At 54.0% G+C, this 13,222-nt stretch carries 14 protein-coding genes; 3 read left to right on the top strand and 11 right to left on the bottom strand.

Annotated features, from left to right (window positions below; genetic code table 11):
* Positions 1-910: 910 nt before the first annotated feature.
* Positions 911-1,153 (top strand): helix-turn-helix domain-containing protein, encoded by a 243-nt coding sequence (locus tag ACYVJT_RS08625; RefSeq protein WP_343956791.1) that lies wholly within the window; start codon positions 911-913, stop codon positions 1,151-1,153.
* A 179-nt stretch (positions 1,154-1,332) separates the two neighbouring features.
* Positions 1,333-1,674 (top strand): prevent-host-death protein, encoded by a 342-nt coding sequence (locus tag ACYVJT_RS08630; RefSeq protein ID WP_499418314.1) that lies wholly within the window; start codon positions 1,333-1,335, stop codon positions 1,672-1,674.
* Here ACYVJT_RS08630 and ACYVJT_RS08635 read toward each other — a convergent pair.
* From ACYVJT_RS08635 to nhaC, 3 genes are read right to left on the bottom strand one after another with little or no spacing between them, the layout of a single operon-like run.
* On the bottom strand, positions 1,665-2,480 hold the full coding sequence (locus ACYVJT_RS08635) for an SDR family oxidoreductase (RefSeq protein WP_343956793.1): 816 nt from the start codon (positions 2,478-2,480) through the stop codon (positions 1,665-1,667). The two genes, ACYVJT_RS08630 and ACYVJT_RS08635, sit on opposite strands and share 10 nt — an antisense overlap.
* Positions 2,481-2,527: 47 nt before the next feature.
* Positions 2,528-3,628 (bottom strand): histidinol-phosphate transaminase, encoded by a 1,101-nt coding sequence (hisC, locus tag ACYVJT_RS08640; protein WP_343956794.1) that lies wholly within the window; start codon positions 3,626-3,628, stop codon positions 2,528-2,530.
* A gap of 4 nt (positions 3,629-3,632) precedes the next feature.
* The gene (nhaC, locus tag ACYVJT_RS08645) at positions 3,633-5,069 is read right to left on the bottom strand and encodes a Na+/H+ antiporter NhaC (RefSeq protein WP_343956795.1); all 1,437 of its coding nucleotides are present in this window, start codon (positions 5,067-5,069) and stop codon (positions 3,633-3,635) included.
* 280 nt (positions 5,070-5,349) lie between these two features.
* Here nhaC and ACYVJT_RS08650 point away from each other — a divergent pair, with 280 nt between their 5' ends.
* A complete protein-coding gene (locus tag ACYVJT_RS08650; RefSeq protein ID WP_343956796.1) occupies positions 5,350-5,787 on the top strand; it encodes a hypothetical protein in 438 nt (145 codons plus the stop codon).
* A 451-nt stretch (positions 5,788-6,238) separates the two neighbouring features.
* On the opposite strand, the gene nadE is transcribed toward ACYVJT_RS08650, so the two are convergent.
* The 8 genes from nadE to ACYVJT_RS08690 form a co-directional block, all read right to left on the bottom strand.
* Positions 6,239-7,057, bottom strand: a complete 819-nt coding sequence (nadE, locus tag ACYVJT_RS08655) for an NAD(+) synthase (RefSeq protein WP_343956797.1) — start codon at positions 7,055-7,057, stop codon at positions 6,239-6,241.
* Between the two features lie 28 nt (positions 7,058-7,085).
* Positions 7,086-8,027, bottom strand: coding sequence for a DUF8083 family protein (locus ACYVJT_RS08660; RefSeq protein WP_343956798.1), 942 nt, complete (start codon positions 8,025-8,027; stop codon positions 7,086-7,088).
* Between the two features lie 14 nt (positions 8,028-8,041).
* Positions 8,042-8,860 carry an exodeoxyribonuclease III gene (locus ACYVJT_RS08665; RefSeq protein WP_343956799.1) on the bottom strand — a complete coding sequence of 273 codons (819 nt, stop codon included), beginning with the start codon at positions 8,858-8,860 and terminating at the stop codon, positions 8,042-8,044.
* Between the two features lie 225 nt (positions 8,861-9,085).
* A complete protein-coding gene (locus ACYVJT_RS08670) occupies positions 9,086-10,147 on the bottom strand; it encodes an RES family NAD+ phosphorylase (protein ID WP_343956800.1) in 1,062 nt (353 codons plus the stop codon).
* A complete protein-coding gene (locus ACYVJT_RS08675) occupies positions 10,140-11,084 on the bottom strand; it encodes a sce7725 family protein (protein WP_343956801.1) in 945 nt (314 codons plus the stop codon). Before ACYVJT_RS08675 ends, ACYVJT_RS08670 begins: the two co-directional genes overlap by 8 nt.
* A gap of 6 nt (positions 11,085-11,090) precedes the next feature.
* Positions 11,091-11,966, bottom strand: coding sequence for a sce7726 family protein (locus tag ACYVJT_RS08680; RefSeq protein WP_343956802.1), 876 nt, complete (start codon positions 11,964-11,966; stop codon positions 11,091-11,093).
* Positions 11,967-12,234: 268 nt separating this feature from the next.
* Complete coding sequence (locus ACYVJT_RS08685; RefSeq protein ID WP_343956803.1) at positions 12,235-12,453, bottom strand: hypothetical protein; 219 nt, start codon at positions 12,451-12,453, stop codon at positions 12,235-12,237.
* A gap of 161 nt (positions 12,454-12,614) precedes the next feature.
* Complete coding sequence (locus ACYVJT_RS08690; RefSeq protein ID WP_343956804.1) at positions 12,615-13,214, bottom strand: hypothetical protein; 600 nt, start codon at positions 13,212-13,214, stop codon at positions 12,615-12,617.
* Positions 13,215-13,222: the final 8 nt, after the last annotated feature.

Below are 13,222 nucleotides of genomic sequence, written 5' to 3' on the forward strand. Positions count from 1 at the left end.
ATTATTCGTCCTCCGGTGTGGATGATATTCGTGGTAAATGAACCGCCAACATGCGTTGGGCTTACCAACATTGACGTAAGATCTTGCTGCGTATCGACGGAGCCCATTGGCCCTGCGTCGTTAGCAAATCGTTACATACTTTATCAATCTGTTATCAAAACGCAATCCGGCAGTGGGCGTACGTGTCATCCCCGGGTTGAAAAACAGCCGCCAAAACCAGCGTGTGCGCTGGATAAGGCCCAGATAAGCCCATATGCCGATTTGTTTAGGGCTTAATTCGCTACAGTCGGAAATGAGGAACGGCTAGTCGTCAGATTTGCCGGTGACCCGCTCAAAGAGGCGGGCAGCTCCGGAGCGAAAACTCTGGTCGATCACACAGCCAGAGAGGTTGCCCATCTGATTGCGGCCGAGTTTGATGCGGGGTCCGTGCCAGTGTGTAGTGCTGCCGACATCACGTTCTTAGCCTCAGGTGACGCGAGCTTTATTTCAGGTGTGAACCTGCCGGTTGACGGCGGGCTGACTTCTTGGAGTGCTCAGCCCAACATTTCTGTAGGGCCTGATGACATAACGTATCGGCGACCAGCCAACTCGGATAGCTCATGCATTGGGGCCAACAGGAGATTCTGTTGGGTCCCCATCAATTTAATGCGGGTTCGTATGCCCTGGACCATGTGGCTTGTTTACTTATGCGGTGCCTATCGCGAGTAGTGCGCGATTGTTCGCGACTCTTGGAATTTCGGCACGACTTACCGGCTCCTTGAGGAGGCTGCCCACAAGCGTGGTTACATCGAGTCCTTGTCGACATTGAGGTAAGCGGCATTACCGGTCCTGGTTAGGCGGCGTACGCTCATGCTCACACTTTTCGAACGATGGCGCTGAATATCAGGCCACCTACGCTGAGGAATCAGCAATGATTGATGCTAGCGAGCTCATCGCTGAAGCGCTCGAGGCAAGTGGGATGACGCGCTCAGAACTTGCACGAGCATTAGGTGTTCCAAAGAGCGAGATTACCGCGCGCCTCAAGGGCGAAAGAAATATCACGGTACGCAAGCTTGCGCGTACTTTGCACGCTATGGGAGCACAGCTTGAGCTTCGTATAAATCTGAAATCATCACCAAGTAGCAAATTTCTGGCCGAAAGTTCCTCACCCTAAGAGCTTGCTAGCCGACGGTATGCCCAGAATGCGACCAGAAGTATGCTGATTGCATGGCTAGGCATGCTCGAACAATGTACAGATCATCGGATCTCTGTCGAAACTCGGCTGATGTCTTCGCCGCAGCTGCGGATCACCCAATAACCGTGACCCGTCGTGACGGCGAACCGCTCGTTCTCATGTCTGAACGCGAAGATCACGCTCGCAACGAGCTCCTCCAACTCGCCGCACAACTGATGGGTGTAACCACAAGCGATGGCCGAAATGTTGTTGAGTTTATGGTTGGCCAGTTCCCATGGATGCTCGCGCTTACACCAGACGACCAGGAAGATAGTGTCCGCGAGGTATTGAACGCTGCTCGAGCAAACTTCTCAACCGGTCAACCCCATCTCGCATTGTCGACTCTCACTTCGTGGCGCGAGACCGCTGAGGCAGTTGCCGCTAGCCTCGGAGAGTTGCCAGTTGAATGGATTGATGACGATGCTGTTTCCGAGTGCCCTTCAGGAGCTGATTATTCCTGAGTGGCTTGGTCCATGGATTTCGGCGCATGCCAGATGTCTTCTCCGCGGCTGATCGAATCGAAACCACCGTCAACATAAATGACTTGTCCGGTCATGGAGCGATTCATTCCGGAGACCAGGAAGACCAATACATCTGCAATGTCTTCGGGCCGCTGAGCACCGTTATATGGTGCAGGCATCGCGCCGAAAGCCATATCGCGCCCCTCATCGGTAGACAATAATTCCGTGGTCATCGGTGTTGCGACCACACCTGGACCGACGGCGTTGATGCCGATTCCGGCACCTGCAAAGTCTTGTGTGGGGGCAACCCGCCGGACCCAGGTGGCGATTGCCCTTTTCGACGCCGAATAGTTGGCGTACCCTGCCATACCGCCTCGGTCAGCCAATGCTTGGCCGTATTCCAAAGCCTCCTCTTGTTTGTCGTCGAGGAGTAGCTGAACAAGCTTTGTATCCGTGGGCTGCAGGCTCGCGGCAGAAGCCGTGACAACCACCCGCGCATTGTCAGATTTTTGTAGCAGTGGAAGGAACGAGGTTACTGAGTTCCGAGCGCCAAAATAATTCACCTTGAGATCCAACGGCGAATTGGCCTGCGTGCCGGCATTGGCTATGACGCCGTCGACGTGACCGTATTGTGCTTCGATCTTCTCGACGAAAGTCGCCACCGCATCGGCGTCAGAGAGGTCTACTTCAAACTCTGCGTTGCGTAGGTCGAGTCCGATAGCGTTATCTCCGCGCTCTTCCACGAGCTTCAGACACATCGCGCCGATTCCTGAACCCGCACCCGTCACAACAACATTTCGCGTCATAAATAGTCCTCTCTGATAAACCAACTCACAATAGGTCTGTGAACATCCTAGACCTTGTTGGTCGAGAAGTGACGCTGGCGGAACCGGGCAGCGACATTCAGCACTCGGTCCATCGCTTCGGGCGGTCCGATGCTAATGCGAACACCCGAGTTGAGGTTCCGCACGGCTAATGATTGCTTCACACAGGCCTCCTCGAATGCAGCCGAATGCTCTGCGAGCGGCAACCACACAAAATTAGCTTGGGAGTCGGGCACATTCCAGCCTTGAGCGCGCAGTGCATCGACAAATTCATCACGCGCTGCCGCGATGGAGTGGGCCCTAGTCATCACCTGATCGACGTGTCGCAGTGAGACGATAGCAGCGTGCTGGCTGGGTGGGGTGACACCAAAGGGCACGGTTGCTTTGCGGACAGCAGCAATGACCTCGGGCTGCCCCACTGCGTAGCCGATTCTGAACCCCGCCAGAGCGTGGGCTTTCGAAAACGTCCTCATCAGCACAAGATTCTCATAGTGCTTGAGCATCGCTAGACTGTCCACGGCTGAGGCATCCGTGCAGAACTCCCAGTACGCCTCATCCAGGACGACCAACACATCGGATGGCACCTGCGCCATGAAGGTGGTGAACTCGTCGGCGGTAACCGCTGGGCCGGTCGGGTTGTTCGGGGAACACAGCAGGATCAGCCGGGTGTCGTCGGTGATGGCCTGAGCCATCGCAGGCAGGTCGTGTCCGAAGTCATCCGTCAACCCGATGGGCTTTTTGTGGGCACCGTTGAGTGCGCTGGCCTGCGGGTAGAGTTCGAAGCTTGGCCACGGGTAGATGACCTCGCTGCCGGCTTCCAGCGTGATGTGTGCAAGCGCGGTGATGATTTCGGATCCACCTGCGCCGACCGCGACGTGATCCTCGGAGACCTGCAGGTAGTTGGCGAGTTCTGCGGTGAGGGCTTTTGCGGCCGGGTCGGGGTAGGTCGCTGGATTCGTGACCTCGGTCAGGGCCTCGACGACAGCGGATATTGGCGGCAAGAAGTGCTCGTTTGAGGAGAGCTTATACGGCTGCAATCCGTCGACGGCGGCAGGTGGTTTACCCGGCTTATAGTTCGGTACTTCTTCGAGCGCAGGACGGATGAGCGATGTGGCTGTTTTCTGTGTCATGTGGTTAGTTGCTTTCCTTTACCGGTGCGTAGGTGGTCTCGATTGCTTCGTCTGCCGGGACCGGTTCGACGCGTTTGATGGTGAAGCCTGTGTAGGCGTAGATCAGATTGATCAGTGGCACCAGGAAGGCGAAGAAGATAAACGGAATGAACTCGGTGGCGGCCAGCCCGAATACTCCGGAGGCAAAGACCGCTGGGACGGACCAGGGCACGAGGTTGATGCCAACGGTACCGGCTGCTTCGGCTGTTCGGGTGAGGTTCAGCGGTGAGAGTCCCATGCGTTTGAATGGCACCACGAATGCGCGGGCGGGCAGTAGCACGGAGACGTATTGCTCACCACTGGCGAAGGCGACGACGAACCCGGACAGTAGGGATCCGGCGACCATGGAGCCGGCCCGTTTGATGCGGTGAATGAGCGTTCCGACGATGACTTTGAAGACGCCGGTGGTTTCGAGGATGCCGCCGAGCGCGGTTGCGACGATGACGAGCGCGATGGTGGCCAGCATTGAGTCGATGCCGCCGTTAGATAGCAGGTCGTCGAGGAACTCGAATCCGGTGTCTGATGCGTAACCGGAGGCCATGGACTGCATGACCGCGGTGACGGTGCTGCCCTGTACGAGCAGTGCGGAGGCGGCGCCCATCAGCGCAACCAGCAACAGGGTTGGGGCAGCTGGAAGCTTCAGCAAGATGAGCCCGATGGCGGCGACCGGGACGAGGAGTAGCAGTGGATGAATGACGAATTGCTCGTCGAGGCCCGCGATGAGTGCGTTGAGCTGTTCGGTATCTGCGCTCGAATTTGCCGACAGTGACCCACCGAGGATCCAGAAGATGATCGCACTGATGGCCAGTGCCGGAATCGTATCCCAGAGCATGTGGCGGATGTGGTCGAAGAGCTTGACCCCGCCCATCGCAGCGGCCAGGTTGGTGGTGTCTGAGAGCGGGGAGAGTTTATCGCCGAAGAATGCGCCCGAAATGACGGCCCCGGCAACGATCGGTGCAGGGAATCCCATGCCTTCACCGATAGCCATGAACGCGATGCCCACGGTGGCAATCGTCGTCAGCGAGCTGCCGAGCACCAGCGAGACAATAGCTGGTACCAGGCAGGCCAGTGCCAAAAAGATTTCTGGCGAAATCGACTGGAGGCCATAGTAAATAATGGTCGGGATTAGGCCGCCTTCGATCCATGTTCCGACGATCATGCCGATCAGAAACAGGATGAACACCGCGGGCAGTGCTCTGGTGACACCTTGGGCGAGTGAGTGCTCGATGTCGTCCCAGGAGTAGCCGAGCGCTTTGCCGATGAGGGCTGCGACCGTTACAGCAGTCATGAGCGGTATGAGCATGCCGATGTCCCAGAAAGTGATCGACACGAGCGCCATGATCACCAGAATGAGGATAGGTAAGAGGGCAATGGGTATGGAGGGCAGTTTCCGTGCCTGCATAGGAGTCCTTACATGTGTGGTCAAGCGATGCCTGAACGCTGGGAGATATAGACCACATCATGATGAAAAATTGTGAACTGTGCAACGCGATTCCTAGGAGGCTGCACAAATTGCTTAGTGTTCTAGTGACTTGTTTCTCAAATTGCTCGATACCGGCTTTGCATTATAGCTACACGTGGTTGGACATGGCGGTGCAGGGAGGGTGGGTGTCACTTATCCACAAGGGCTATGATTCATGATGAATCGCAGCTAAGACGGAGCCACGTTAAGGTGAGGAACTATGGCTACTTTGTCCCCGGATATGCAGGAGCTACGCTATGAGGCCTTGCGCCGGCAGGCTCGTCAGCGGCTAGATGTATTTGAGGATGTGCGCGCAGCTGCACGGGCGAAGGCGCGTGGTCTAACTCAACGAGAGATTGCTGATCTATTGGTTACGAGTCAGGCGAGCGTTCATCGGTTACTCAAAACTGCGGAGCGTCGAGGTGACGTGAGAGTGCGAATGCCAGAAGAAAGCATTCTTGATGCTTTCGTTAATCAAGCACCTCGTGCCAGTTTAATAGACGAATTGAAACGATTCCCATATACGTTTGGAGAGGATGCCCCAAGCCCGCATGAAGGCAGACTTCCTGGTAGTTGGGACCAGGTTGTCTCAGCGTTTATGCAAGATTTTCTTTCTGAAGAAGAATTTACTGAGGTGCGCGCAGCAATTGGCCGGTAAGACGACTCGAGACCACCGGGTGGATTCACGGACCGGTGAGCTCAACGAGTTTCGATGTTATTGACGCAGTGGTGAGCCCCTCAGCGGATTTGTGAGTATTTCTAGCGGCATGGGTAATTGGCGCAAGTAATACTGTATTTGTATCCTCTTGCGTGATTTAAGTGCAACACCACTTTTATGTACGGTGGTACACGAGACGTGAAGTGGAGGGGTCGGCGTGAACGAAGCCGATCTGCTCGAAGGACAAGTGCTCGCTGCTCTTGAGGAAGTGTCAGGGAGGCGGTAGCGCTGCTTCGCAGTACGAATGTTAATGCCGCAAGGACGTAAAACCTTCGTAACTTGCAGGTTCTGACCTAGCTTCACCACACATAGATCGTGACTACGTAGTTCAAGTACTACGGCAATTGGCCAGGGCTTCAAGCCTTCTGATCTGGGGGCTTTTCGAAAAAGCTCAGTGCCACCACGTATCGAACGGCGTCACCGGTGTGCGGCGCTTATGTTCTGAGCGTTTATACGTCGTCTCGAGTTTCGTCGCGGAATCATCGCCGACGTCTTTGCCTTCGAGGAACGCATCGATGTCACCGTAGGAAATGCCCAGTTCGTCCTCATCGGTCCGGCCCGGGTTGTCAGTCAGCAGATCAGCGGTGGGAACTTTTTCGATGAGTGTGGAGCTTGCACCGAGACGCGTCCCCATGTCTCGCACCTGGGTTTTGGTGAGACCAGACAGCGGCATGATGTCTGCGCCACCGTCACCAAACTTGGTGAAGAACCCGGTGAGGGCTTCAGCCGCCTGATCAGAGCCAACCACCAGGGCATTATGGTGCCCGGCGATTAGATACTGCGCGGTCATCCGCATGCGGGCTTTGGCATTGCCGAGGTTGTAATCGGATGCCTGTTCACCCGTGGCATCCTTGAACGCTTCACCCAGGGCATCCGTGGCCGAGCCGATCTGCAGCTTCACCGCTTGATCAGGCTCAATGAATTCGAGGGCTGCTTCAGCATCATCCGCATCTGCTTGGACATGGTAGGGGAGTTGTACGCCGATAAAGCGGCCCTGCCAATCGGGGGTGACGCGACGGTACTGCTCGACGGCCATCTGGGCGAGGCGACCGGCCACGGTGGAATCGACGCCACCAGAGATGCCGAGCACGAGGCCGCCGGCGCCGGTGTGGTGCAGGTAGTCGACCATGAAGTTCACGCGGCGTACGATTTCAGAATCCAAGTCGATGTCGGCTTCGGCGCCTAAGGTGTCAATGATTTCGCGTTGCATATCGTCTTCCTTGTGTCTCTGATTCGTCCTAGTTGGCATGCTCGTAGCGCTGAATGCATTTCCACACAGCCTGTGCCGAACGGTATTTGGCACGCATGGCCTCTGCTGCCTGTTCTAACATAGCCGGGGGTAAACCGGTGTAGGTCTCTGGTTCTTCCATTTCCAGTTCGTCATCCAGCTGGTAGATGCGGGCCAATACGTCGTGGCCCTCTTCCAGCAGCTTGCCAGCTTTATCAGGCCAAGCGTATTTGCTCAGTGCCCCGTAGTCGAGCTCTACGACGCTGCGTAGTTGGGAGCTGACCTGGTAGAAGTGCCGAAACCAGCGAAGCAGCCCGATCATATTTCGGTGATACGGATGCTTATATGGCTCGGGACCGTAGAAAGCCAAGAGTCTTTGGATCTCGCCAATGCGTAAGTACGCGGAGTTGATGTCGCGGAGCCGACGAATCACCGTGGTGCCGTCGATGACGTCTTCGGTGACCCTATTGGTCTGGTGTGTTTCGGGCGCACCGCCGAAGATCGCGTGCCAGTGTAAGGGTACAGACCACAGGTCCAAGTAAAAGGTGTTGATCGGACGGCTCACCAGTCCAGCATCGGCTTGCAGCTCGGCGATTTTCTCGAACGTATCCAGTCCGTCTTGTGGGACCAGGAGTGTATAGAGCGCATCGTCATAATATTTGCGCCGGACTTGCGTGGCCTCGAAGGTCGCACGCGCGATGTAATTGACGTGGAAATACTGCTGGAGTTTGCCATAGGCATCCTTGAGCTCCACATATCGAATGATCGGTGGGTCGGAAGTGTTGGGAAACGTCGAGTTCGCTTCGGGACGCAGCCTACGGTTGAGCCGTTCGGCTGCTTCGGCTTCGATATCGGCACGTGAGCGTTTCGCGGCATCTTGAGCCAACGGTTGGATGCGCTCGGGGAGCTGCTCCAGTGGCTGGTAGATGCGCAAAAATGCCAGGTGCCTCATCGCGACCGTCCCCTTTAGCCCAACTGAGCTACCACCGGCACGTGATCCGAGGGGCCGGTGCCTTTGCGTTCTTCCCGGTCGATCCACGCGTCGGTGACCTCTGCGGCCAGGTTTTGTGAGGCCAAGATGAAATCGATGCGCATCCCGGTGTTCTTCGGGAAGCTCAGCCGCTGATAGTCCCAGTAGGTATACGTTTCTGGGCCCGGGTGACGTGGCCGCACAACATCTACAAGACCGGATTCTTCGAATTGTCGGAATGCTCTGCGCTCGGGCTCAGACACGTGGGTCATGCCGTTTTCGAGGAAGAAGTCCATGTCCCACACGTCTTCGTCATACGGTGCGACGTTCCAGTCACCGGTCAGTGCCACGCGGGTGTTCGCGTCGAGATCGGAGGTGATGTGGGAGTGCAGCTGGTCTAGAAAGTCCAACTTATAGCCCATGTGTTCGTCTTCGAGGCTGCGACCATTGGGCACATAGAGACTGTAGAGGCGGAAGGGTTCGACGTCGGTGTTCTTGGTACCAACGACCGCCGAGATCGCACGGGCTTCAACCTGGGCGTCTACGCCATTTTTGCCAAACGCCGGTTGCCCATTGAAACCGCGTTGCACATCGTCCAGGCCAACACGGGAAGCAATCGCCACCCCGTTCCACTGCGAATACCCAAAGTGGGCCACCTGGTAGCCGGCCATTTCGAAGGCACCCCAGGGGAAGTTTTCATCCCGGCATTTGGTTTCTTGGATGGTCAGCACATCGGCATCGGTGGCATCCAACCAGTCTTCAACCCGATCAGCTCGGGCACGCAGCGAATTCACATTCCACGTCGCAAATTTCATAACCTCAACCTTACCCGGCGATTCTGTCTCCAGTTGCGACGTGTGGATAACTTACGATACCCGCAAACTAATAGGGCAAAGGCCTTGGAGTGGGAGGAACGTTCCTAGGAATAGCAGCTCACGTTCTTCTTATGGCTGAGTCTGCAGCTGTCTATCTATGTGGCAATAATAAACAGGCCAGATTTTTCAACAGCGGCGTAGACGACTCACCAGAATCGACGTTGGCTAATCTGCGACGTTGGTGATTCTCGCGCTGACTTCAATATTTGTAATTTGGTGTAGTTGGACACTCTCCGGGTGAATGCCATGGTGATTAAATAGCGCGAGGTTCTCACCCTCAGAGATCGCGCTTCGAAACCGCACCCCGTCATAACGAAGCGATTTGAGAAATTCACAAAAGTATTGTGTGGGGACATATTCGAAATCGGCATCGTCTGGAGCAACGGGACGCGACAATTGATTACTCATATATTCCAAGATCGGTAGTAGGTCCCGAAGTTTCCGCACGAGCCTCGAGTCTTCATGACCGAAAGGTGTTATTGAATATCTTGGATCATAGAGAGCGGCCACGACTCGGTCAATATCAGCGAACGTAGCTAGCGTGACATTTTCTGCTGGACGGGGCCTGATTTCAGCTAGAGCTGTCTGTACGGATGAAGACAAGTATAAATACGGTATACCAGCCGGGTTCACACGGCCGCTTGATGTGAGGTTTGCTGGTGGAGCCCCCATCTCTGACAGGGGGTGGGCTGTATTACCCGGAGTTTTTCTTGCACGGTACCACGATTTTTGCGGAGTCTTTAGGTCTAGCCTCAGCAGGTCATGAAATTCTTCGATGCGATGAAAAACAGGCCGGTAGTCTGAATCGCTATCTTCCAAAAACCAGCGATTTTCAAAAGTGATCCGTTGACGAAAATCATGGAGAATGTCTAATGCGCTGTTGTCTGAGAGCGGTTCCGGTTTGTATATGCGTCTTGCGCGTTCGCCATCGTCAAAGATATCTCCAAGTAATACTTGAACTGCGTCGAAATTGAGCCTCTCATTCGCAAACAGCTTCCAATCCTTCTTGAATAGTGTCGGAAGACTTTCACCGTATGTAGGTTCGACGTTGTAAATTTCCAGCAGTTGTTCGAATTCGTCCTGGAGTGCTGACGGAACCTGAAGTCGGACATCAGTTTCTCTGCAGTATCCGCATTCGCCAACTTCGAGCGATTGTTCCGTGAAGAATATGTTCTCGAGTCCGGGATCCCCGAAACAAGCAGCACAACATTTGCGTTCTTTAATCATCTGCATCTTCTAGGAAAGAACCGACAGTTTCAATATGATGTTTGATTGACAACTTTTTGACGTAACCTAAGCCCGGGAAATGCTTCCGCTCGTATAACGCCAGGAGTTCCTGTAAAGCGGTGGTCTCAGTAAATTGGTCGAATCCATTCGCTATGTCGTTGTGAACGTTCGTTACGGCCTCGAGGAACTTATTTGCCGGGTCTGTAGGTGTATCGTTCGTGTGTGATTTGTAGTGCTTGCAATACATGGAGTTGTATCTGTAAGCATTAAAATAAGTTAAGTGGATTGCCACTGCATAAGCAGGTCCGCCAGTTTCAGAATAGTTGTCGCCTATCGTTAAAAAATCTCCGAAACCGGATAAACCCTGATCTTGATATATTTCATGAAGATCAGAGAAAGGGTCTTCGGGTTTGTAGTCGGCATTACGTTCCAACTTGAAGCCGTCTTTGATCAGAACCCGAGCCTCACCTCGAAATTGCCTCATGTAAAGTTCTTGTTCATCGCCCACGAAGAGATGTAGATCAGGTTGACCGGTCTTTGCGAGCAGCTGATGAAGGGCCTCAGCATCTCCAAAGCCATTATGAAGTATTGAAAAAGGTTTATGGGTCCAATAATTGGCGAGACGCGCGAGTGCGGCAAGATCTGCATCATCCGCCAAGGCAATTGTGGGTAGACCATGCTCCATAAACGATGTATCCGACCCAAGGAACTCCAGGAGTGCATCTTCTGAACTCGTTAATTGACCGACTTTTGGATTCAATATGATGCGGAACGGCGCGTTGGCACTAGCTAGTTCCTTCATGGCAGTCGCCAACGAGGTAAAAGTATTGCGAACTGGTTCTATTAAGGGCACAACGTTCCAGTCCTTGAGGTCCGGAGCCAGCTCCCTTAAAGCGATGAGCTCGTATTGTTTACCGCGAAGATAAGGTGTATACATAGATGATTATTTCCCCATGGTGTGTGCAGACCGGGCCAATGCTTGAAGGTACGTTTCAACGTGAGGAGCTGTTAACTGTGTGCAGAGAACAGATGCCCGTAGGAATTCTGGAACGGAACTAATAGACCCGGACAGTGTTCGGGTATTGCGGGTTTTTTTGAGAACTTCGAGAGTTGCTTTGTTTACAAGTTCAGGTCCAAGCTGTTTGAATTCGGAACGAAGCAGCTGGCGCACGATGGTATTTGGGGCAGTTGGTATTTCGCACCCTAAGAGTGTGAGTAATTCTTTTGCTTCCGAAAGACGTAAGGAGTCAGAGATTATCTCGGGGTCGTTTTGGCTCGTGTGATTCTGACTTTTGCGTATTGTGCGAAGAGCAGGCTTCGAAGCAGAGGTAAGTATTAATAAGCCCGTGGACTCAGGGATGGACGCAATAACTTCGTTTTGGCGGTTCTCGGACGTCACCACATAGACTTCTTCAAAAAATTTCGCATAGTCATCAAGTTGACTATTAATCCTCTTTAAAGAGTCTCTATCTGACTTGATTTCGTAGGCCGTGGATTTGCCATTCAAAATTGCCAAATCGACACGGGACTTACCGATTCGAAACTCATTGAGAAGAGTCGAGGTATTGAGTGAATGTCTGCCTAAAAGTATCTTTTGGACGATAGCGGACCGAAAGACATAATCATCGCGTTTTCCGAGTTGTGTTAGCTCACTAAACGCTGCTCCCATTACATCTTCAACTCGATCATTCTGCATCTCCTTCGACAGGAGACCAGTCTGACGGAGTAAGCGTCCAAGAAGAGGGGAATACGCATCAGTCGCTAATTCTCTTGTAATACGCGCAGAAAATATGCGCGACAATGCTGCGAGATCATGCATGAAGTTCGCCCCTTCCGTTTCTATTGAGCTAGCTTATAGTCGATATTATCGGACAAGTTCTAGCGCTTTGAAATGCCAACTGAGACCATCTGCGACTACCTTATACGTCATTCAACGAGAACATCGGCTGGGTCGGTCATAAGAGTCTTAGTGCGCTATACGACTTCCTTCTGAGTCCGTTGCTGTCCGAACTTCATTCGCTGGGTAGGGTGTACTCGAGCCCCAGAGGTCTATTCTTGTGGACCAAACCGAATGCGATGAAATGATTCTAAAATAACACGGTCAGGTCACAGGTTTCATTCACATAATTGGCTGCCTCGTCGATGGTTGCCAGTTCGTCTTCGGACAGCTCCTCGACCGCATTTTGGGCTTCGGCTGCCGCTTGCTCGTCGTCGCCGGTTAGCGCTTCGAGCTGGTGTAACAGCGGCTGCAGGTCGGTCAACGCGTCCCCGAGCTCACCATCGGTGCGTTCGGCAAGGTCAGACATATCCGAATACGTTTCAGTGAGCACTTGGTTGGCTTCGTCTTCTTCGGCGTCGACGACCCTGGCTTCATAGTCTTGAAGTTCCGCACACGTTTCGTCGGCTGCAGCATCACCGCAGCCGACGAGGAATAACCCACCGATGATGGGTGCCAGCAGGCGTCGAATTACTCTGCACCCTCTTCTTCAGGTGCAGGAGCCTCTTCACTTTCGGGTGCTTCTTCTGGCATGCCCTGCTGTGGCATCTGTTGTTGCGGCATTTGCCCCTGTGGCGTCTGACCCTGCATCTGCTGCTGAGCATAGGAGGCGCAGTAGCCGTTGATGGTCTCCAGCGCCGAGGTCAGGGAGGTGCCTTCGGCTTCGAAGCTATTTGGATCAAAGCCCTGCATGGCTTCCACGCCGCCGTCCATCAGCGAGGCCATCTCGTCAAAGTAGGCTGCGTGTACCTGCAGTGCGGTGCGCAGTGGGATCTCTTCACCGGTATCGGGGTTCTGCTGATCATCGGAAACATTATATGAGTAGTTCCGGATGTCGAGCGCGGCTGATTCGAGAGCCTGGGTGGTGCGACCATCGGCGTCATCACCCTGTTGTACGTTCATCATGCTGCTCTGGATTCCTTCATTCGCTTTGGTCTCAGCGCCCATGATGAAACCACAGGTTTCTTCCTGGTCACGAGACTGGCTGACACTGTCATCAGCACATGCGGTCAACGTGAGACCTGCGGCTGCGGCAACGGCTGCGATTTTGCCCAAAGATTTGATCGACATGAAGGTTC

The sequence above is a fragment of the Yaniella soli genome (assembly GCF_054782375.1).

Bases quoted from the DNA above. Each gene is read 5' to 3' on its own strand.
- ACYVJT_RS08625 (WP_343956791.1), top strand. From the start codon at position 911: ATGATTGATGCTAGCGAGCTCATCGCTGAAGCGCTCGAGGCAAGTGGG.
- ACYVJT_RS08630 (WP_499418314.1), top strand. From the start codon at position 1,333: ATGTCTGAACGCGAAGATCACGCTCGCAACGAGCTCCTCCAACTCGCC.
- ACYVJT_RS08635 (WP_343956793.1), bottom strand. From the start codon at position 2,480: ATGACGCGAAATGTTGTTGTGACGGGTGCGGGTTCAGGAATCGGCGCG.
- hisC (WP_343956794.1), bottom strand. From the start codon at position 3,628: ATGACACAGAAAACAGCCACATCGCTCATCCGTCCTGCGCTCGAAGAA.
- nhaC (WP_343956795.1), bottom strand. From the start codon at position 5,069: ATGCAGGCACGGAAACTGCCCTCCATACCCATTGCCCTCTTACCTATC.
- ACYVJT_RS08650 (WP_343956796.1), top strand. From the start codon at position 5,350: ATGGCTACTTTGTCCCCGGATATGCAGGAGCTACGCTATGAGGCCTTG.
- nadE (WP_343956797.1), bottom strand. From the start codon at position 7,057: ATGCAACGCGAAATCATTGACACCTTAGGCGCCGAAGCCGACATCGAC.
- ACYVJT_RS08660 (WP_343956798.1), bottom strand. From the start codon at position 8,027: ATGAGGCACCTGGCATTTTTGCGCATCTACCAGCCACTGGAGCAGCTC.
- ACYVJT_RS08665 (WP_343956799.1), bottom strand. From the start codon at position 8,860: ATGAAATTTGCGACGTGGAATGTGAATTCGCTGCGTGCCCGAGCTGAT.
- ACYVJT_RS08670 (WP_343956800.1), bottom strand. From the start codon at position 10,147: ATGATTAAAGAACGCAAATGTTGTGCTGCTTGTTTCGGGGATCCCGGA.
- ACYVJT_RS08675 (WP_343956801.1), bottom strand. From the start codon at position 11,084: ATGTATACACCTTATCTTCGCGGTAAACAATACGAGCTCATCGCTTTA.
- ACYVJT_RS08680 (WP_343956802.1), bottom strand. From the start codon at position 11,966: ATGCATGATCTCGCAGCATTGTCGCGCATATTTTCTGCGCGTATTACA.
- ACYVJT_RS08685 (WP_343956803.1), bottom strand. From the start codon at position 12,453: ATGTCTGACCTTGCCGAACGCACCGATGGTGAGCTCGGGGACGCGTTG.
- ACYVJT_RS08690 (WP_343956804.1), bottom strand. From the start codon at position 13,214: ATGTCGATCAAATCTTTGGGCAAAATCGCAGCCGTTGCCGCAGCCGCA.